The 20530-nt window shown below is 62.5% G+C and carries 16 protein-coding genes and 1 tRNA gene; 15 read left to right on the top strand and 2 right to left on the bottom strand.

Features of this window, described 5'->3' with window-relative positions; all coding sequences use genetic code 11:
• Position 1: 1 nt before the first annotated feature.
• The 3 genes from AC2FNS_RS12415 to AC2FNS_RS12405 are packed head-to-tail and all read left to right on the top strand — an operon-like array spanning position 2 to position 3211.
• The gene (locus AC2FNS_RS12415; RefSeq protein WP_496803872.1) at positions 2-763 is read left to right on the top strand and encodes a F0F1 ATP synthase subunit B family protein; all 762 of its coding nucleotides are present in this window, start codon (positions 2-4) and stop codon (positions 761-763) included.
• Entirely contained in the window at positions 760-2313 is a 1554-nt protein-coding gene (locus AC2FNS_RS12410; protein ID WP_496685434.1) for a F0F1 ATP synthase subunit alpha, read from the top strand. The genes AC2FNS_RS12415 and AC2FNS_RS12410 overlap by 4 nt, the downstream gene beginning before the upstream one ends.
• On the top strand, positions 2297-3211 hold the full coding sequence (locus AC2FNS_RS12405; protein WP_496682715.1) for a F0F1 ATP synthase subunit gamma: 915 nt from the start codon (positions 2297-2299) through the stop codon (positions 3209-3211). The genes AC2FNS_RS12410 and AC2FNS_RS12405 overlap by 17 nt, the downstream gene beginning before the upstream one ends.
• A gap of 169 nt (positions 3212-3380) precedes the next feature.
• Here the strand turns inward: AC2FNS_RS12405 and AC2FNS_RS12400 are convergent.
• Positions 3381-3465: transfer RNA gene (locus AC2FNS_RS12400), tRNA-Leu, on the bottom strand.
• A gap of 511 nt (positions 3466-3976) precedes the next feature.
• Between AC2FNS_RS12400 and AC2FNS_RS12395 the strand changes: the two genes are divergently transcribed.
• From AC2FNS_RS12395 to AC2FNS_RS12340, 12 genes are all read left to right on the top strand, one after another.
• Entirely contained in the window at positions 3977-4489 is a 513-nt protein-coding gene (locus AC2FNS_RS12395; RefSeq protein WP_496713022.1) for a hypothetical protein, read from the top strand.
• A gap of 2 nt (positions 4490-4491) precedes the next feature.
• Positions 4492-6504: a dynamin family protein gene (locus tag AC2FNS_RS12390; RefSeq protein ID WP_496713020.1), complete on the top strand. Its 2013-nt coding sequence runs from the start codon at positions 4492-4494 to the stop codon at positions 6502-6504.
• Positions 6505-6509: 5 nt separating this feature from the next.
• On the top strand, positions 6510-8168 hold the full coding sequence (locus AC2FNS_RS12385) for a dynamin family protein (protein ID WP_496713018.1): 1659 nt from the start codon (positions 6510-6512) through the stop codon (positions 8166-8168).
• A 124-nt stretch (positions 8169-8292) separates the two neighbouring features.
• Entirely contained in the window at positions 8293-8694 is a 402-nt protein-coding gene (locus AC2FNS_RS12380) for a hypothetical protein (protein WP_496684595.1), read from the top strand.
• A 23-nt stretch (positions 8695-8717) separates the two neighbouring features.
• Complete coding sequence (locus tag AC2FNS_RS12375; RefSeq protein WP_496713017.1) at positions 8718-9581, top strand: hypothetical protein; 864 nt, start codon at positions 8718-8720, stop codon at positions 9579-9581.
• A gap of 69 nt (positions 9582-9650) precedes the next feature.
• The gene (locus AC2FNS_RS12370; protein WP_496797818.1) at positions 9651-11693 is read left to right on the top strand and encodes a dynamin family protein; all 2043 of its coding nucleotides are present in this window, start codon (positions 9651-9653) and stop codon (positions 11691-11693) included.
• Positions 11690-12970: a dynamin family protein gene (locus AC2FNS_RS12365; RefSeq protein WP_496713013.1), complete on the top strand. Its 1281-nt coding sequence runs from the start codon at positions 11690-11692 to the stop codon at positions 12968-12970. The genes AC2FNS_RS12370 and AC2FNS_RS12365 overlap by 4 nt, the downstream gene beginning before the upstream one ends.
• Positions 12971-13309: 339 nt before the next feature.
• Positions 13310-15484, top strand: a complete 2175-nt coding sequence (locus AC2FNS_RS12360) for a serine/threonine protein kinase (protein WP_496713011.1) — start codon at positions 13310-13312, stop codon at positions 15482-15484.
• A 203-nt stretch (positions 15485-15687) separates the two neighbouring features.
• On the top strand, positions 15688-16680 hold the full coding sequence (locus AC2FNS_RS12355; RefSeq protein WP_496713010.1) for an FHA domain-containing protein: 993 nt from the start codon (positions 15688-15690) through the stop codon (positions 16678-16680).
• A gap of 3 nt (positions 16681-16683) precedes the next feature.
• Entirely contained in the window at positions 16684-17469 is a 786-nt protein-coding gene (locus AC2FNS_RS12350) for a PP2C family protein-serine/threonine phosphatase (protein WP_496797817.1), read from the top strand.
• Between the two features lie 22 nt (positions 17470-17491).
• Entirely contained in the window at positions 17492-18754 is a 1263-nt protein-coding gene (locus AC2FNS_RS12345; protein WP_496797816.1) for a type 2 periplasmic-binding domain-containing protein, read from the top strand.
• A gap of 46 nt (positions 18755-18800) precedes the next feature.
• Entirely contained in the window at positions 18801-19907 is a 1107-nt protein-coding gene (locus AC2FNS_RS12340) for a peptidoglycan-binding protein LysM (RefSeq protein ID WP_496797137.1), read from the top strand.
• A 390-nt stretch (positions 19908-20297) separates the two neighbouring features.
• Here the strand turns inward: AC2FNS_RS12340 and AC2FNS_RS12335 are convergent.
• The coding region (locus AC2FNS_RS12335) for an NADP-dependent isocitrate dehydrogenase (protein ID WP_496803871.1) at positions 20298-20530 on the bottom strand (233 nt) is incomplete at its 5' end.

The raw sequence follows: 20530 nt of genomic DNA, 5'->3' as shown, positions 1-20530 counted from the left end.
CATGTCTGTCGATTGGCTGACCGTTGCGGCGCAGATCGCCAATTTCCTGGTTCTGCTGTGGTTGCTCAAACGGTTTCTCTATCGTCCAATCCTTGATGGCATCGACGCCCGTGAAAAGGAGATCTCGGATCGAATGTCGGAAGCCCATCGTCTGATGGAAGACGCCAGGGCGGAGATCTCGGCCTATGATGCCAAGTTGTTTGAACTGGAAAACAGCCAGGCCAGAATGGCGGAAGACCTGCGGCGCGAGGCCGCCCGCGAACGCGACGCCATGATTACCGAGGCCCGCCATCGGATCGATCAAGAGCGGCGTGATTTCGAAAAACATCTGGCAGTCGAGAAGCAAAGGTTCCTCCGTCAACTCAGCGAAACCGGTGCCCGGGTTCTGGTTCATCTGACGCGAAAGGCGCTGTCGGATCTTGCAGACGAGACTTTGGAAGAACGAATTGCGGCACACGCGGTGAAAAAGTTGCAGCCCATGGCCGACGAGATACGGAAGATGATCGCAGACGACAGGCCGGTCACCGTGACGACTCATTCAGCGCTGCCCGAAGGTTTGAGACAGAAAGTTTCTGACGACCTTCAGAAACTGGCGCCGGAAACCAAGTGTATTTTTGAGGTCGACTCCACCCAGCCCTTCGGTCTGGTCCTCAAGGTTGGAGCGACCAGCATCGAATGGACACTCGACAGTTATCTAGGTGAACTGGAGACGATTGTGATCGAGGGACTACGCCAGACGCAGGCGGGCAAGGCTGCACAATGACCCAGACGCCCCCGGCTTTCCCGGCTTCCGAGCCGACCGTTTCGCTGGCCGACCAGCTTGTGGCGACCCTGCAAACGGTATCGCCTCGGCCCGTCGTTAGCGAGATCGGTCAGGTCGTCGAAGTCGGAGACGGCATTGCCGTTGTCCGCGGCATGAGCCACGCGCTGGCCAATGAGCTTTTGCAGTTCTCCTCGGGCGCAACGGGAATTGTTCTGGACCTGGAAACAGACCGCCTCGGGGTGGTTCTGTTCGGTGGTTCGGACAAGGTCTCGGTCGGTGAGGCCGTGCGCCGCACCCGCAGCGTGCTGACGGTTCCAGTGGGTTCCGCGCTTCTGGGTCGGGTGGTGGATGCGTTGGGTGCCCCGCTGGACGATGGCCCGCCGGTCGATTCCGATTTCAGATTGCCCGTCGAAGCGGATGCTCCGTCAATTCTTGACCGCGAGGCGGTCCGGCGGCCTTTGGCAACGGGCCTCAAGGTGATCGACGCCGCCGTCCCGATTGGCCTGGGGCAGCGCCAACTTATCATCGGGGATCGCCAGACCGGCAAGACCTCGATCGCCATCGACACGATCCTGAACCAGAAACAACACGGGGTGCTCTGCGTCTACTGCGCGATTGGACAACGCGGGGATGCGGTGGCCAAGGTCATCGGTGCGCTGAAAGATGGTGGCTCGATGGCGCACACGATCATCATTGCCGCCGGAGACGAAGATCCTCCCGGACTTGCTTATGTGGCCCCGTACACCGCCATGACCATGGCGCAACATTTCTCGGAGCAAGGGCATGATGTGCTGATCGTGATGGATGACCTGACCCATCATGCCCGCGCCTATCGCGAGCTTTCACTTTTGTTGCGCAGGCCGCCAGGCCGCGAAGCCTTTCCCGGCGACATTTTCTATTTGCATGCCCGTCTGCTGGAACGCGCAGGCAACTTTGCCGACACCGCGGGGGGCGGGTCGATCACGGTTCTGCCGGTCGTTGAAACGCAGGCCGAAAACCTGTCGGCCTACATTCCGACCAACCTGATTTCGATCACCGATGGCCAGATTTACTTGTCGCCACGCCAGGTCCGCAAAAATCAGTTTCCGGCCGTCGATCTGGGTATTTCAGTGTCCCGTGTTGGCGGCAAGGCACAGTCTGCCGCCTTTCGCGACGTGGCCGGAAATCTGCGGGTCACGCTGTCCCAGTTCGAAGAGCTCGAAGATTTCGTCCGTTTCGGAACGCGGCTTGACGACGCCACGCGCGCCCGGCTGGCCCGAGGCGCGGCTGTCCGCAGGGCCCTCAGACAACCCGAACGCGACCCGGTTTCGGCGTTGGAGCAGGTTGCAGTTCTTTTGGCGGCACTGGAGGGCGTGTACGATCATCTGACCGACCCCGAGGCATTTGCCGCGATGGACCGGCTGAGGCTGTTCCTGCGGCAATCGCCGCACGATCTGTCGAAACGCATCGCCATCGACCAACCGCTGAACGAGGCCGACCGAGCCGCGTTGCTGAATCTGGCCAGGCAAGCCTGTACTTCAAAGGGGTCTTCGGATGCCGCAGACTCTTGAAACCCTGCTTCATAGGACCGAAACGCTGAGCAACATTCGCAGCATCGTCCATATCATGAAGACGTTGTCGGTTTTGAACTCGGCGCCTTATGAGCAGGCCGCAAAATCCATCGACGCCTACCACCGAACCGTCCTTGACGGAATCGCTGCCCTGTTGCACCGCACGGGTCGCATGGATCTGACATCGCCGCCCCAGCAGAACATGGCCATCGTCGTTTTCGGATCTGACCATGGTTTGTGTGGTGCCTACAACGAAAGGGTGGCTGCGGAACTGGCCAGGCATCTCGCCCTTGGGGGGGATACTCAAGCCGCACCTTATATCTTGTGCATTGGCGCCCAGATGAACGACGCCCTGAATGGCTGGGGCATTCGGGCCGACGATGTCATGCTGACACCAGCTTCAACTGACGGAATCGGGCGGCTTGCCAGCGCCATCGTCGAGCGATTCGACCACATCATGCGACATGGCGAAGCGGACGGCCTTGCCGTGAAACTGGCCTATACACGGCGCAGTGACCATGGGCAGCAAGATCCCATAGTCGAGCATTTCATGCCGTTTTCCACTGAGATGATTGACCAATTGATGAAACGGCCATGGCAATCCCGCAGCCTGCCGACCTACACCATGCCACCGGACGATTTGTTTGCCGCCCTGATCCGCAGCCACATTTTTTCAGGCGTATTTCGCGCCTCGGCAGAAGCTTTGGTGACTGAAAACGCGACCCGCCTGGCGGCTATGCACCGGGCCGAACAATCCATCGGCGATCGGCTCGAAGAGCTGAAGGCGGATACCCGAACGCTTCGGCAGGCTGAGATCACCTCCGAGCTCATGGACGTGGTGATCGGCTTTGAGGCACGCAACCGAAAGCGGCGCAAGATACCGACCGATCCAGCTTGATGCGCAATAACGGAAGGCGAGGCACCTCGCCGGCCTATATTCCCGGCTTCTGCATCCAGTTGACGAATCTTGCCCGCCATCGGAACACCCATTGTATCCAAAGTTGTGACCTTCAAACGGTCACACGGCCTTGTTTGCAAGGCTTTTCTTTGATTTCAAAGGGATAGTATGGTGCGGGTGGAGGGACTTGAACCCCCACGCCTTGCGGCGCCAGAACCTAAATCTGGTGCGTCTACCAATTTCGCCACACCCGCATGCCAGCACCTGCCGTGCCGGGCTTGTTGGGCTGATAACAAAGCTTCCCGGCAAGTGCGAGAGGGAATTTTTCGCATCGCGCCGCGCTTGGCCCGCGGCCGGGAAACCTGCGCGTCAGGCAGGGCCAGATTTTGGCCATCGTGCGCGGGATCGTGACCGTATCGCAAGAACCTCCATACGTTGTGCCGCAAGACAAAGGCATGTCAGGCGCTCTCTCGCCACCCAACAAATGCCCGCGCCTGCGTTTACGTCGGGGCGAGCATTGCCGTGGCGACGAAGGCCTTCCGGGTGAATCCAAAAGTTGAAAACTTCTCGGAACCTTAGCTTGCTGCCGGGCCCTGCGCGCGTTCCCGCTCAGACCGTCTGGCCATCTTCCGGTTCGGCCGTGCCTGGGCGTCTCGGCCAATTTCGCAATTCTTCTTTAAGTTGCAACACCTTACCAGAGGCCACCCACAATTGCGCCACATTTCAGGCGCTAAAAGAACGCAATCGCGCCCAACAAAGACCGCCTTGAAGGTAATTCTGTTCAGCAAGGAGTTAATGAGTCTTTTCGCCGCCCGGCAATTTACCAGTGTGTCTCGCAACTCCAGAACAAGGGTCTCAGCCGTGACCAAACACATGAGCTCATACGCCACCGAGGAAGACACCGTCTTTCTTGCCCGACAGAATTTTGCCGGCGAACTCAGAACTCTGAACCGGCGCTTTCCGAACACCGGATTCGGCATCGCCCTGCAGACCCAGGCGGGCGACGAATACCTGCTGGCCAACGCCCGCATGCCGCTTCCCACAGAAGGCGCGCGCGGGTTTCCGAGCGGCCGCCGCGTCGCGCGGCTGGAGAACGGGAACCGCTTCAGGTCCATCGAGATTCTGGCCGATGCCGAAAGCCTGAAGTCAGTCTCACCCAGCACCGAGGCGGAGATTCTCGGCAATGCGCTGGAAATCATCGCCCGCATCGACAATTTCGGCGACTCGGTAGCCGCCCGCCCACAACCCGACGTCGCCGCAACAGGAACCGGAGGCTGAAAATGGCCCGAAACGACCACCTTCTGTCCGTAGGAAACGAGGCATTGGCACCGATGACCGAGGCCATGTCCGCGCTGACGACCCAGATCGACCAGCTGACAGAGGTGGCCGATGCGCGCTCGACCGCGCGCCTGTCCACGCTTCGGACCCGGCTCGAGAACTTCACTGCCAGCGTCACCTTCGTGGGTCAGGTCAAGGCAGGGAAATCCTCGATCGTGAACATTCTGGCAGGTCGCCCGAACCTGCTGCCGTCGGACGTGAACCCGTGGACCTCGGTGGTGACGACGCTGAACATCAACACCCGCGCGCCGGGTGACTACAAATCGAAATTCACCTTCTTCGAGCAGGAAGAATGGGACAATCTGATGGTGGGTGGCGGCCGTCTGGGCGAACTGGCCAACCGCGCCGGCGCCGATGACGAGATGGAGGACATCCGCCGTCAGATCGCCCAGATGAAGGCCAAGTCCGAAGAGCGGCTGGGCAAGCATTTCGACCTGATCCTGGGCCAGAGCCACCAGTACGACTATTTCGACGAGGAACTGGTCCAGCGCTATGTCTGCCTGGGCGACGAGGATGATCCCGACATCAATCCCAAGACCGGTCGCTTTGCCGACGTGACGAAATCGGCGGAACTGTACATGGACATTCCGCAATATCCGATCGCGCTGAAACTGTGCGACACGCCGGGCGTCAACGACACCTTCATGGTACGCGAGCAGATCACCCTGCGCAGCCTGCGCGGGTCCGAGGTCTGCGTCGTCGTGCTAGCGGCCAGCCAGGCTCTGACGACGATGGACATGGCCTTGATGCGGATCATCGCCCAGTTCGAGAACCGCCAGATCATCCTGTTCGTCAACCGCATCGACGAACTGACCGACCCGGTCAGCCAGGTGCCCGAGATCCGCGACCGGATTCTGGACACGCTGAAACAGAACGGCGTCGACACCAATACCAGCGTCGTGTTCGGCAGCGCCCTGTGGGCCGAGGCCGCCCTGACCGGCAATCCTGACATTCTGACCGAGGATTCGCGCCGGGCGCTGAACACGTTCTATCTGGCCGCAGGGTTCGGCGATCAGGCGGCCTCGCTGGACAAGATCTGGGCGCTGTCGGGACTGCCCGATCTGCTGCTGGCCATGAACGAACGCATCGCCGAAGGCGCGGGCCACCGCCTGCTTGACCGGGTGCGCCACCGTGCACGCAACATCGCCAGCCAGATCCAGGCGACGTCGGTGGCCAAATCCCTGTCGGACAGTGACGGGCTGGCGCGCGACCTGGATGGCGTCGCGCCCGAAGAGGCGATCGCCAAGCTGAGCGAGGACTACGAACAGAAGGCCGCCGAGCTGACCACGAAACTGCGCGACAAGGTGCTGGAACGGCTGGCCTCGGCCGAGGCGAATTTCGTCAAACGCGCCACCGACTCGCTGATCGCCCATCTGGAACAGAACGGCGAGCAGGGCACCTGGCAATATGACCCGGCCGGCCTGCGCACCCTGCAGAAGGCGGCCTATTTCAGCTTTGCCCGGTCGATGCGCAAAGAGGCTGGCGCGCTTTATTCCGCCGCTGCCGCCGATGTCGAGGCGCTGTACCACAAGATTCTGGGCAACCACCTGGGCGAATTCAACATCGAGGCCCCGATCGTGCCGCGCGTGCCGCCCCCATTGGGCATCGGGCGCACCATCGCGCTGGATCTTCAAAGCACCTGGTGGCGCAGGTGGTGGCAACGGCGCAAGGGGTTCGAAGCCTACGCCGCCGACTATACCCGCCTGATTGCGTCCGAGGCGAACTCGATCACCAAGGACCTGGAAGAGACCCAGATCGCTGCGGTTCTGGAAAACGTCCGGGCGACGCTGACCGATTTCATGCGCGAGCAGAAGGAAACCCTGCTGAGCATCTCGCCATCCGCGACCAAGGGCGACAACCCCAACGCCGCCCTGCTGGCCGGAATCGAGCCGAAAAAGTCCCGCGATGAAATCCTGGGCGACATCCTCAAGAACCTCAGCAACGAAGCAGCGTAAGAAAAATGGCCAAAGATACACAGATCCGCTTCGTCTCTCCGAAGGCATGGGAACGCATCGAGCAGTGGTCCCGCCGCAAACCGGTATTTGCCTTGATGGGAGAATTCAGCGCCGGAAAGTCGACGCTGATGAACTTTCTTCTGCGCAAGCAAACCTTGCCCACGCAGGTCACCGCCACCCAACTGCCGCCGGTCTGGTTCAGCTGGGGCAACCGTCCGGCCTATGTGCACGGCCACGACGGCAGCAAGACGGAAATCGGCCTGGATCAACTGAACCAGGTCGGCGTCAATGACGCGCAGTTTATCCGGATCTTTCTCGAGGCCGACATCCTCGAGGCGGTCGATCTGATCGACACGCCCGGCATTTCCGACCCCAAGATCGACACCGATGTCTGGCGCCGTGCCGTGGGTCAGGCCAACGGGGTTCTGTGGTGCACGCATTCAACCCAGGCCTGGCGTGAAACCGAACGGGCCACCTGGGTGTCGCTGCCTGAACGCCTGCAGCACAACTCGCTGCTGCTGGTCACGCGCGCTGATGCCCTGACCCAGAAAGACCGCCAGAAGGTGCTGCGCCGCGTCAACCGCGAAGCCGGTCACCTGTTCAATCGCACCGTCCTGTTTTCGGCCAAGGACGCCATCATCGCGCGCGACAAGACCGGCGATGCCGAGCTTTGGGCCCGCAGCGGCGGCGGCAAGATGATCGACAGCTTCCTCGAAATCACCGAGCAGATCATGGATCAGCGCGCCGAAATGCTAACCCGCTACCAGATCGACAGGACACTGGCCCCGGCCAGCGAGCCCCGGACGGCCGCGACTGCGGCGCCGGAGATGCCCGCCCCCGAGGCTCCGCTGAAACTGGGCGACCCGCTGCGGGCCGAGGACGGATTCGATGCGGTTCGCAACTCGGACGACGTGATTGCGACCTTCCCGGTCCGGCCCGCCCGGGTCGAGCGCCGCAAGGAAGACGGCGAGCGCGCCCGCATCGACGCCGAGGATGCCGAGCGGATGCGAGCCGAGATGACCCCCATGGGCGAAGACGACGATGACCTGCGCTCGTTGTTCCGTGAACCCGAGGACTCGCGTGCGGACATCACCGGCCGCCATCTCGAGCCGTCCCGCCTTGAGGGGTTCGAACTCGAGGACGAATTCGATCTGAGCGACGGAGCGTCGGACTTGTCCGACGAGGACGACTCGGGAGAGGACCCCGACCAAGTGGTGACGACCCTGTCGGAAAAGCTACGCGCGGACACGCCCGCTGACGCCGCCCCGACCGAAGATTCCGACTCGGCACCTGCGGATATCGAGGTTTCGGTTTCCTCGATCACCGCCCTGCTGTCCGAACAACAGGCCGCCGACCCGGACTGTTACGAGCCCGAGCCCGAATCGAATGCCCTGACCAATGGCGGAACCACGGACGACCCGCAGCCGGCCCGAACTTTTGATCATTTGCTGGACGTCCCGGCCGGAACGCCGCTGAGCGCGTCCGCCATGTGGCGCGAGATTTCCGACGGCACCGAACTACCGTCGGATCCCGCTGGGTTGCGCGCCGTCTTTCAGGCTTTTCTAGAGGAATTCGACCAGATCGCGCGCGAACACAGTGGCCAGCAGAGCCCACCAGCGGTGATGAGCGAACCCAAGGACAGGGCTGAATGGCAGGTCTCGTGACGCGACCCCGCGAACCGGGCGGATCGGAAAAAGCCGTTTCCCGCCCGGACGATGAATGCTATCGGTTGCGCGACGGGAAGACCCCGTTGCGCATCGGTTTTTTGAAAGGTTGACAGGACGTTAGATGAGCATAGAGGCCGCCCTGACCAGCGCCATGGAGACCATCCCCGACTGTATCGCAGCCGGATATATCGATATGGAAACGGGCATGTTGCTGGGCGCATCAACGACGGATGATGCCGATGCCGAGGTTCTGAACAATCTGGCCATCGCCGTTGCCAACCTGTTTCAGGGGCGCGGTGTACAGGCCTTCCAGGACCTGCTCGAATCGGCCGGCCTGCAAGACAACGACACCCCCGGGTTCGGAGAAATCGCCGTATTCTCAGAAGATCGGCTGCACATCTTTCTGCGGACGCGCGAGTACCCCGAACACGTGGTCTGCTACATCTGTCACGCCAGCGCCAATACCGGCCTGGCCCTGACCAAATCGCACCTGAGCCTCGGGCCGGTGGCGGCGGCGGTCTAGCAAGGATATCAAGGACGGATGCAATGACGGCGACAGAGATCATCGACATGCTCGAAAACATCGGGCGCAGGGCGACTCCACGGCTGTCGCCCGCGGTCGACCTGACGGCGGAAACACCGGCCGCGCGGCGCAGTCTGATCCTGCAGGCGATCCGGGGTACCGTACTGCCCCGCCGCGCCGAGTTCACCGCCCCTGACGGAACGCGTCTGGCGCTTGAACTGAACAGCTCGCGCATTACCGATGTCTACCGGACCAGCACCGGCGAGCTTCCCGATTTCGCGACCGAAGCGCGTGAAACCATCGTGCGGAAGCTGGCACGACTGGTGTCGGACCTCGCCCTTGCGGGCGATCCGATTCAGATGGTGTCCCTGCAACCCTACGGCCCGACCGAGGCCGACGATGTCGGGATCACCTTCACCGAGATGAAAACGGCCTGTGCGGCGGTCGAATTGCCGGAAGACGAGCCCAGGCTGACCGTCCTGCAGACACCCGCCCCCGAACCCGTCGCGGACGACCCAGACCCGGCCCCTGAGAGCGAAGGGCTTGCAGCCGCCTTTTTCGAAGGGTCCGGGCGGTTTGCGATGGGACGCTTTCTAAGCGGCCCGGCATCCACGCATCAGCATGACGGCCTTTGCGCGGATGGCCAGCCCCTGCACCCGTCGGCCGGCTTGCTGGACCGGTTCGCAAAGGACTTGGCCGGCTGGGATGCCGATGCAAGCGGGCAACTGCCTCATCCGCAACTGATCGTCATGCGCCCATCGGGCGGCAAGGGGGCCGCGCTGGCCCTGTTGCGTGACGGTCAGGACAATGCCGCCGCCATTCACGACGCGCGCAAGCTGGGGGCCGTCGTCGCGCTATGGAAATCGCTTCGGGGGACGGATCCGTGACGACCCGGCCCTTTTTTGCAAATAAATCCTTACCGTCACGCGTTTTTGCCAGTTTTCAAGGTTAGTGTCATGAGTGAATCCAACCGCCGGGACTTGATCCGGATCGCCAACGAATTGAACGAAATGAGCAATGACGAGACCCGTCATTTCATTTCACGGATCATTGATGACCTGACCAACCTGAAACCCTCGATCGCCTTTGTCGGGCAGATCAAGGCAGGGAAATCCCGGCTGATCAACGGATTCACCGGACAGGCCGAATTTCTGCCCTCGGACGTCAATCCCTGGACGACGGTGATTACCGACATGCATTTCGGGCACCCGTCGGGGCGGACCCAAGGGGCGCAGTTCCACTTTTTCGACGACCGTCAGTGGCGCGCCCTGATCGCCGAAGGCGAAGAACTGCGCAACATGTTCCCCGATGACGAGGACAGCTACAAGCGCGAGATGATCGAAGAGCAGGTCGAGGCGATGAAAACCCGCGCCCGGCTGCGGCTGGGCGACAGCTACGAGCAGTTGCTGGGCCAGCACCACGACCTCGAAGAGCTGACCTCCGAGGATCTTGCCCGCTATGTCTGCGCCGGCGAGGATCCGACCGAGGCGACCGAACATGATCCGGGCTCGGACCGGGGTCTGTACAGTGACATCACCCGCAAGGCCGATGTCTATTTCGAACGGGGCCATTTCCCGTTTCCGCTGACCGTGACCGACACGCCTGGGGTGAACGACCCGCTGCTGATCCGCGAGGAGATCTCGCGTCAGTATCTCAAGGAAAGCGATTTCTTCGTGGTGGTGTTGTCGGCGCATCAGGCACTGTCGCGTGCCGATCTGAAACTGTTCCGCCTGATGCAGGCGCTGGAACTGGGTCAGATCGTGGTATTCATCAACCGCGTCGACGAATTGAACGGCGGTGCCGAAGATGCCGCGAAGGTTCGCGCTGACGTGCTGGACGGCCTGCAAAAGGCGTTGGGAAAGACCAATATCGACGTGCTGATGGGCAGCGCCCAATGGGCGCATTATGCGCTGACCGGCGACGAATCCCAGGTGAACCATGACAAGGTTCTGGTCTGGCTGCGCGCCCATCCCGATCAGATGCAGCAGTATCTGGAAGGCGTTCAGAAGCTGAAGCAGGCCCCCGCCCCGATCAGCCGCGAAGCGGTCCTGCGCTATGCCGCGATGATCGCGTCGGGCCTGCCGGATCTGCGTCGCCACGTCACCACCGCGCTGGCCGAAGGCAAGCGCGAGGAACAGCTGCGCATGGCGTGGCAGCATCTCAACAGTTTTGCCGAAGGGGCGCTGGAACGCGGCAAAGCGCGCTTGCGCGCACTGGACGAAGACGGCCGGTGCCAGACCGAAAGCGCCGCGGAGAACGACAAGACACTGACCCATCTGCGCAAAACCGTGGCGGACCGCATCGTCGAAATTACCCGCGAGATGGACGACATACTGGCCAATCTGCGTGGGGTGATGGACGACACCGTGGCCGAGGCGGTCGCCGACGTGGTATACGGCCCCAATGGGCAATCCCCGCTGTTGGCCAAGGGCGACGCGACCGAATTGAACTTTGTCCCCCTGCGCGAACGGATGCGCGAGCTGGTCCAGGGTGCGACCCAGGTGATCCGCCAGCGCATGCTCAGCGAACTCTATTCGATCGACATGCAGGCGAATGGCGCGCTGCGCGCCCTGCCCGGCTGGCAGGAGCCGGCCGACAGCCGCATGAACACCAGCGCGGTGCGCTGGTACCGACCCGACACCTCGGCCCTGACCCGCGGGATCACGGTCGAGCTGCGGGTGAACTGGCTGTCGCGGCTGATTTCCCGCAAATCGGTCGTGTCCCGGGCCGAGCGCATGATCGTGCAGGAATTCCAGCTGATCGGCGACGACCTGATCGACACCGCCCGCGACGATCTGCTGGAGCGGTTGAACACGGTACTAGATCATTTTCTGGCCTTGCTGGCGGGTCATCTTGAAAACCGCGCCGCATCTGGCAAAAACTCGGAACGCGGTCAGGCCCAGATCGAGCTGGACCGCGCGCGGGCCATCGCGGACCAGCTGCAATTGGTCTTTGACATCGAACACGGCAACGAACGACAACCGGAGGCCGCAGAGTGATCGAATTTCCCTCTACCGAACACGAGGTCCGACAGCTCGAGCGGTTTCTCGGCGCCACCGAGTCGCTGCCCGCGACGGACCGGCTCGAGGATATGCGCGCACGCGCGCAGGCCCATGCCGAACGGTTGTCGACCGCGGTGTCGATCGGGTTCGCCGGAGAATTCGGCGCCGGCAAATCCAGCTTGGCCAACATGCTGGCCGGGGCCGACATTCTGCCCACCGGCCCGCAGCATCTGAAACTGCCGCTGGTGATCGTGGCCTATGCCGACGCGCCGGAAACCACCGTCGGCTGGTGGGACAAGGAACCCAAGACCTACTCCGGCATCGTCCTTGAAAAGGCGGCAGCCGATAACCCCGATTTCATTTCGGTCGGGCTTAACACCCCGGCCCTGCGCGAAATCTCGTTGTTCGACCTGCCCGGATCGGGTTCCCTGGATGACAGCTACAAGCAAACGCTGGACCTGCTAAAGTTCGTCGATTGCGCGATCTGGTGCACCAACGGCACCAACGCCTGGCGCGAGACCGAACACCACCTGTGGGCACAGGTGCCGGAAACCCTGCGGGCGAACAGCCTGCTGGCCGTGACCCATGCCGACTTGCCGCCGGTGCGCGACGCCCTGGACCGCGTGTTGGCCCGGCTGGAAAAACAGAAGACCGGCATGTTCCGGGCCATCGTCCCGATCGGAACACCGGTCGCCGTGCGCGCCATGGCCCAAGAGCCCGAACCCGATTTCGCCTTGTGGGAGACCTGCGGCGGCCAGAAACTGGCTGAACAGATGCTGGAAATCGCCTCGGACCGGCGCAAATCCGACTTGGAGGCCGCACGCCGCGACCTGAAACAGGAATTTCTGCCGTTTCTGGAGACCCTCAAGGGAGACGAACCAGAAACCCCCGACTCGCGCACCGTCCAGCCCAGTCTGGAATCGGCGCTGCCGCCGCTGTCCAATCCGATCCTCGAAGACTGGCTGGCCGCCATCGCCAGCATCTACGAGGACCTGCGCGACAGCTCGGACATCGACCCCGGCGCCTTCCTGGAAAGCTGCCGGGAAATCGTCGAAGATTTTGCCGAACGCCTGGACTCCGGGTCCGAGATCGACCCCGAGGCCGACTGGATCCCGGCCGAGTTCGAAAAGGCCACGGACCTGTTGCTGCTGCTTCAGTTCGAAACCGGCGAGACCCGGCTGAAGGATGCGGTCAGCATACTGGCGCAGCTCAGCGACAATCTGGCCTGGGCCGGCAGCAAGGTCGCCACGGCCGCGCCCCGCACCGGCACCTGAACTCTTCGCGCCCGGATTGCGCCGCTCAGCGGCGAATCGAGCGCCTGGACTCTGCCAACCATTGTTTCGAATCCGTTGACCATGCCGGTCGCGACCAGCGGACTGACAATGGTCAGACTACACCATTTTCCAATATATAGCATATTTCCTCAGATAACACACAAGATACAGATCGCCCTGCGGGTCGATCCATAGTGAAGCCATGCGGCGGCCCCAATAAAGTCAAATTTGAACCGTCTAACCGTTCTCAAGTGTCCTGCGGTTGTTTTTGGTTGTGAGTGCAAGGGCAGTTTGTCCGGTTTTTGTAGGCCGCAAGAATTGAACTCATGGGCGGGAAAAATGAATCACAACCACGCGGTCGGCGCCTCGCACGACGAACCACAGATCCAAGGGCTGCAACCCGGCGCGAAGCTGCTGCGCGGCCAGTATGAAATACTGGAATTTCTCAGCAATGGCGGGTTCGGGATTACCTACCTGGCCCGTGACAGCCTGGATCGCGACGTGGTCATCAAGGAATGCTATCCGGGGGCGCTGTGCCGCCGGAACAGCGATCTGGTCGAACCCAACGACCCCGCCTTCAAGGACGATTTGCGCGCCATCATCGATCTGTTCATCCAAGAGGCCCGCAACCACGCGCGGCTGGTGCACCCGAACATCGTTGATGTTCATCAGGTGTTCGAGGACAACGACACCGCCTATATCGCGATGGACCTGATCCGCGGCTGCGACCTGCTGGATTACATCGAAGACCCCAAGACCGAGAGCGGCCCAGATTTTATCGTGCAGGTCACCGAGAAGATGCTGTCGGCGGTGTCGTTCATTCACCAAAGCGGCATGCTGCACCGCGACATCTCGCCCGACAACATCCTGATCGACGAACATGGCGAACCGATCCTGATCGATTTCGGGGCCGCGCGGGAACAGGCCGCCAACAAGTCCGCCGCCCTGCTGACCCTGCGGGTCATCAAGGACGGCTATTCCCCGCATGAATTCTATGTACGCGGATCGGAACAGGGACCTAGCAGCGATCTGTATGTGCTGGGCGCCACGCTGTACCACGCGATCAGCGGCGAACGGCCCATCGACGGGCAGACCCGCCTGAACGCCTTCAATAACGGCCAGCCGGACCCGTATGTCCCGCTGACCGGCCGGTTCCAGGGCTATCCCGAAGGGTTCCTCGAGGCGATCGACAAAGCGATGGAGCTTCACGCCACCGATCGCCTGCAATCAGCTCTGGACTGGCTGCGCATGTTCCGCGGTCCCAGCGTCGTGTTCGACAACTTCGATTATCGTCCGGTCTCGGTCATCGTCGCGCTGGACCGCGAAGATGACGAGGTAGAAAAGGCCCGCATCAAGGCCGAGGCCGACAATGCCGAAGCGGTCGTGACCGCCCTGCTGGCCGGCAATTCCGATCTGGCTCTTGGCCCGACCAAGAACGACGAGGCGGCTGCCTCGGGGTCCGTGGGTGATACGGCCCCGACGGTCGACACCGTCGTTCAGAAAAGCTCGAGCGGCAGCGGCAAACTGATCGCCGGCCTGGCGGTTCTGGCAGCCCTGGCTGCCGGCGGCGGCTATGTCTGGATGAACAAGGACGCCACGGCACCCGACGCTGCCGTATCCGCCGTTCAGGCGGATACGACCGTCGCGGCGGCGACACCCGAAATCACGCCGGAAGCACCCGCACCCATCGAATCAGACCCCGAACCGGACACCGCCCTCGAAACCCCGCCGACCGACGGTGTGGGAAATCGCGGGCCGGAAGAAACCGCGGCAACACCAGAAGCGCAGGACCAGCCTGTCGAGCAGCCCCTGGCCGAGCCAGCCCAAACGGCAGATCCAGTCGTCGAAAAACCCACGGCTGCTGCGCCCGAGACCCCTGCCCCGACCGCACCGGTCAAGCTGGCCCAGAACCAGTTCGGCTTTGCCCATTGGGATGTCGAAGTCCCGTTCTCAACCGCCACGCGGCGCGGTTCTACCGGCAGCGCGATCGCGATCACCGGTGTTGAACAGGGCCGGGACCTGTCGGTCATTGGCGATTGGGTCGCACGCGGCGCGGTCATCTACACCCTGAACGGCGAGCCTATTCAGGACGACGCACCCCTGGCGACGCAGGTGCTGAACAACCTTGAGATCGACCCCGACGGCTATGTCCGCGTGGCCGCCCGGTACCGGGCACCAGGCAAGACCCGGCCCGAGAACGGCCTGCTGGCCCTACCCGCGATCCGCAACTTCGGGTTGATCAACGGGTATGGTTTCACCGCCCGTGCCGGTGGCGACACGGGTTGGCAGACCATCGTGAGCGAAGCGCCGATCGAAGGGGCTGGATCCTTGCAGGAAGGCGACATCCTGCTGCGCGAGATCCACACCGGCACCGAGATCACCGAGTCCGACAGCCTGGACCGGGTGATTTCCGAACTGGTGGCCGATGGCCAGCCCGAGGCAAAGCTGACGGTATCGCGCAACGGCGCCGAGACCACCGCCCTGATGCCCTTGACACAGGAGCAGGCGGAATGACCTGACCGACAAGTCCCGAACCCGCCAGCGTGTTTGGCTGAGGGTGGCATCGGTTTTGCGCCACCCTGACGGGATCCGGCCCGTCGCGGAGCGTAAAGATTTTCTGGTTTCCCCGATCATCAGTGCCCTGCCCGTGCGCAGAGGTTTTTCGCAGCCCCACGGACCCATCCAGTCCGTGCAAGAAGTCAAAAGGTGTCGACACCATGTTCAAATACAAAAGCCCCCTCAGCCGGCTTCTCGAAGGTGCCGGCAAGACCAAGGAAGCCGAGGCCACTGATACGGCCGAAGCCACGCAGACAGAACCCGAGGCTGCGCCCGACGAGAAACCTCAGCCGATCGCGGATTTCAACGCGCTTCGGCAGGCTCTGGGTGGCGGCAGCCTGAACACCGAAGGCTTCGAGGAAAGCGACGAGCTGCTCCCCGAGGACAAGATGCCCGAGTTTGACGACGAGGAAGAACCGGTCACCGAGGCGGCCAAGGAAGCCCCGTCGCAGCCCGAAGCGGCCGAGCCCGAACCCGAGCCGGTCGTGACCCTGCGTTTGGCTCAGCCCGAGCCTGAACCCGAGACAGCTTCGATCGAGGCGGACAGCGCCGAGGAAGCGGTTGCCGAGGCGCCCGAGCCAGAGACGTCGGCGCTGGAAGAGTCCCCCGAACCGCCCGTCGCAGCGCCCGAGCCTGCTACGATCGCGGCCACCGCAACCGCAGCCATGACGGCGGCACCCGACGTAGCCCAACAGGACCGCCGCGCGCGGGTCAAGACCACCTTCCTGGGCTTCGAGCGGCCGGACACCCATGTTCAGGATCTGATCGAAACCGCCGAACCGATCCGCAAGGCCGAGACTGCCACCGAGACCTTCCCGGTTGGCTGGCTGGTCGTCACTGGCGGCCCAGGCCGTGGCGCCAGCATCACCCTGAAGGAAGGGCTGATGCAGATCGGCCGCAACGACGATCAGGCGATCCAGCTCGATTTCGGCGACACCGGCATTTCGCGCTCGAACCATGCGTTCATCGCCTATGATCCGGAAGACCGGAAATGCTATTTGGGCCATGGAGGCAAGGCCAACCTGGTGCGCCTGAACGGCAAGCCGGTTCTGAGTACCGTACCGCTGGCCAGCGGCGACCTGATCCGCATCAGCGAAACGTCCCTGCGGTTCGTCGCCTTCTGCGACGAAAACTTCGACTGGCGGGACGCATAACGAATGCTGGCGACTCCGTCATATGACATTGCGCTGATCCTGGATCAGGGCCGGCGCGACTCGCAGGAGGACGCGATCGCGGCACGTGTCTTTGACGCGGCCAATGCCGGCTACGTGGTGGTGGCCGACGGCATGGGCGGTCACGCGGCCGGCGAGGTCGCCTCGGACCTCGTGATCAAGGCCTGGCGCTCGGTTCTGGATGCCGTTCTGGACAGTCGCGAACCGACCGAAAGCGAATTGCAAGACGCCCTGCCCCTGGCCGCCATGCAGGCCAATGCGACGGTGGCGGGCTACGGCGAAGATCAGCCGGCAGGCTTCAACATGGGGTCGACCCTTCTGGGCGTTCTGCTGCTGCGCAACCGGCTGTTCTGGATCTCGATCGGCGACAGCCCACTCTACCTGTTCCGCGACGGGGCCCTGACCCAGATCAACGAAGATCACTCGATGGCGCCCGAAATCGACGCCCGCGTCGCACAGGGGCATCTGTCGCCGGCAGAAGCCCAGGCCCACCCCAACCGCAACCAGCTGACCTCAGTCATCATGGGCGCGGCGATCCCCAAGGTGGACTGCCCCGAACAGGCGCTGGAACTGGACCCCGAGGATATCGTGGTTCTGGGCAGCGACGGGCTGCAGTACCTGACCGACGACGAAATCCGCGCGACTCTGCAGGACAACGCCGACGCGCCTTCCCAGGACATTGCCGACAGCCTTCTGCAGGCCCTGATCGCCAAGGCCGATCCCGACCAGGATAACATTTCGATCGCCGTCGTGAAAGCGACCGGACAATAACAAGAGCAACCCAACAGGACCCATGAAAAAGACATTCCTAATATCCAGCCTGGCCCTTGCGGCAGCCGCAGGAGCAGCCTCGGCGCAAGAGGCCTGCTCGGACTACGAGATCCAGCGCGGCGACAGCCTGCGGGCACTGGCGATCGAAGTCTATGCAACCGAAGACTTCCGCATCATCTATGACGCCAACCGCGAGGTGATCGGCTCGAATCCGAACATCATCCGCGTGGGTGACATTCTCAAGATGCCCTGTCTCGAAGATGTCGGCCGGGCCGCACCCCAGCCCGAGACCGAGGCCGAGCGCATGGCCGCCGAGATGGCCGCCGAACTGGTCAAGGCCGCCGAAGAGCGCGCTGCCAAGGCCATCGCCGAGGCCGAGGCCCGCGTCGCCGCCGCTGAGGCCGAAGCCAAAAAGGCCAGCGAAGAGGCGGTGATTGCCGCCAAGACGGCCGCGAAACAAGAAATTGAAGCCGCCCGCGCCGAGGCTGCCGCGCTGATCCGCGACGCCGGCACGGCCGAGCGCCCGGCCATCCGCGACCGTCAGCTGCTGCTGATCACCGGCGGCAAATATGCGCCCTTCACCGACGAGTCCCTGCCCTATCGCGGGCTGTACACGCATCTGGTCGAAACCGCCTTCCTGCGAGCCGCGCCTGAACAGGCCTACAAGATCCAGTTCGTGAACGACTGGTCTTCGCATCTCGACCTGCTGATGCCGACCCTCGCCTTCGACGCCACCTTCCCCTGGTCGCGCCCCAACTGCGACGAGGCCGAAGCCCTGTCGGAAAGCGACAGGAACCGGTGCGAGACCTACAACTTCTCGAACCCGTTCTACGAGGTGGTGGACACGTTCTTTGCCAAGGATGGCTCGGGCTACGAGACCACGCTCAGCTATGCCGATTTCGCGGGCGCAACGATCTGCCGTCCTGAAGGATGGTCAACGACCCACATGGATGCGGTGGGCCTGTATGAACCCGCGATCACCCTGATGCGCCCGGTCGACCCAGATGACTGTTTCCGCGCCGCCATGGACGGAAGCGCCGATATCGTAGCCATCGAGGCGCACCTGGCCACCGATGCGATCAAACGGCTCGGGTACGAACATCAACTTGTCGAAAACCCCAACCTTGCGGCGATCAAGCCGCTCAATGTCATGACCCACAAGGACAACCCGGATGGGGAAGCGATCCTCGAGACTCTGAATCAGGGTCTGGCGATCATGCAGCAATCGGGCGAATGGCGCGACATCGTGTCCGAGGCCCTGCGGTACCAAATGGAAAACGGATAAGGCCCCGAACAGGCCTGAAAAAAACAAAAGTCTGGAGGAAGTGGACATGTTTGAAATCAATCTGAAGAAACTGGTGGTTGCGGCCACCGCAATCACCGCCCTGAGCGCCGGCGCCGCCGCAGCTCAGGAAGCCTGCTCGAACTATACGGTTCAGGATGGCGACACGCTGGCAACCATCTCGATCGCGGCCTACGGCACGTCGAACTACCAGCCGATCTTCAACGCAAACCGCAACATCATCTCGAACCCCTCGAACCTTGAGCCGGGCGTCGTGCTGGCCCTGCCCTGTGAGGACGGCAGCCTGCCCAACGGCCTGAGCGCACAGGACCTGATCGCCGCCGAGGAAGCCCGCAACGCGAACAACAAGGCGTCGAACGTCTATGAACCCCCCGTCAAGATTCTTGCCGGCGGCAACTATGCACCCTTCTCTGACGAGAGCTTGTCGGGCGGTGGCATTCTGGTGCGTCTGGCCTCGACCGCGCTCAGCCGTGGCGGCAACAGTCGCGAGCATTCGGTAAGCTTCGTGAACGATTGGGGTTCGCACCTGGACACGCTGCTGCCGCTGGGCGCGTTCGACGTAGGTCTTGGCTGGTACATCCCGGACTGCTCGAACCGCAGCTATGAATGGTCGGCGGAGACAACCCGTCGCTGTAACGAGTTCGACTCGACCGTCAGCGTGTATGACGTGGTTATCGGTTTCTACACCCTGCCCGACAGCAAATACGCCGAGGCCCGTTCTTTCGAAGACTTCAAAGGCGCGCGGCTGTGCCGGATGGATGCCTGGTTCACCCACGACCTCGAAGAACAGGGCGTTTTCGAGCCGAACATCACAATGGTCCGCCCGATCAGCGCCGCTGAGTGCCTGGACGCCGTTCTGACCGGTACCGCCGACGTTGCATCCTTCGAGGTTCAGCTGGCGGCGGATGCCATGAGCGAAATGGGCCTGACACCGAAGGACATCGTGGAAAACCCCTTCGTGAACACCATTGCCAGCCAGCGCATCATCGCGCATCGCAGCAACCCGTTCGGCAAACAATACATCGCGATGCTGAACAAGGGCCTGAATGAAATGCGCGAGTCGGGCGAATGGTACGCCATCGTTTCGGACACGCTGCGCGAGCACAACGAAGAGATGAACGCCGCGTCGAACTGATCCCTCGGTTGCGCGAAAATCTTGGGGCCGGTCTTGCGACCGGCCCTCTTTTTTTGTCGGCGCCCGTCACAGGCCATATCGACAAGAAAAACGGCCAGCACCCCAAATGCTGGCCGTTTTCTGAGTGAGTGGTGCAGCCCCGACGGGCCTCACCGGTATTTGTCCGAGGTTGTTTTCAGGATAGCCCCGCGCAGTGCGGCTGAATATTGGGGGAATCCCGTAGAATCTCGGTCAATTCAACCAAAATAATTTGGAATACTCCGCCAGACTGCTGGACTGGCGCGTTTGCCCCGACGCATTTGTCTGCGCAATTGATGGCGTTTACCCACGACGCCGTCGGTCAGGCGTCAGGGTCGCAGGCCCGCGCGATGGCGCGGGCCTGTTCGTTTCTCAGCCGATGATGGCGTTCAGCGTGGCGCTGGGGCGCATCACCGCCGCAACCTTGGCCCGGTCGGGGTGATAGTACCCGCCCAGATCCACCGGTTTACCCTGCACGGCAGCCAATTCGGCCAGGATCTGCGGCTCTTTCTCGGCCAGTTCCTTGGCGATCGGTGCAAACGTCGCGCCCAGGTCGGCATCGTCGGACTGCGCGGCAAGCGCCTCGGCCCAATAGCGGGCAAACC

The organism is Ruegeria sp. BHSA191 (assembly GCF_059613325.1).
This window is presented reverse-complemented; position numbering and strand designations above follow the sequence as displayed.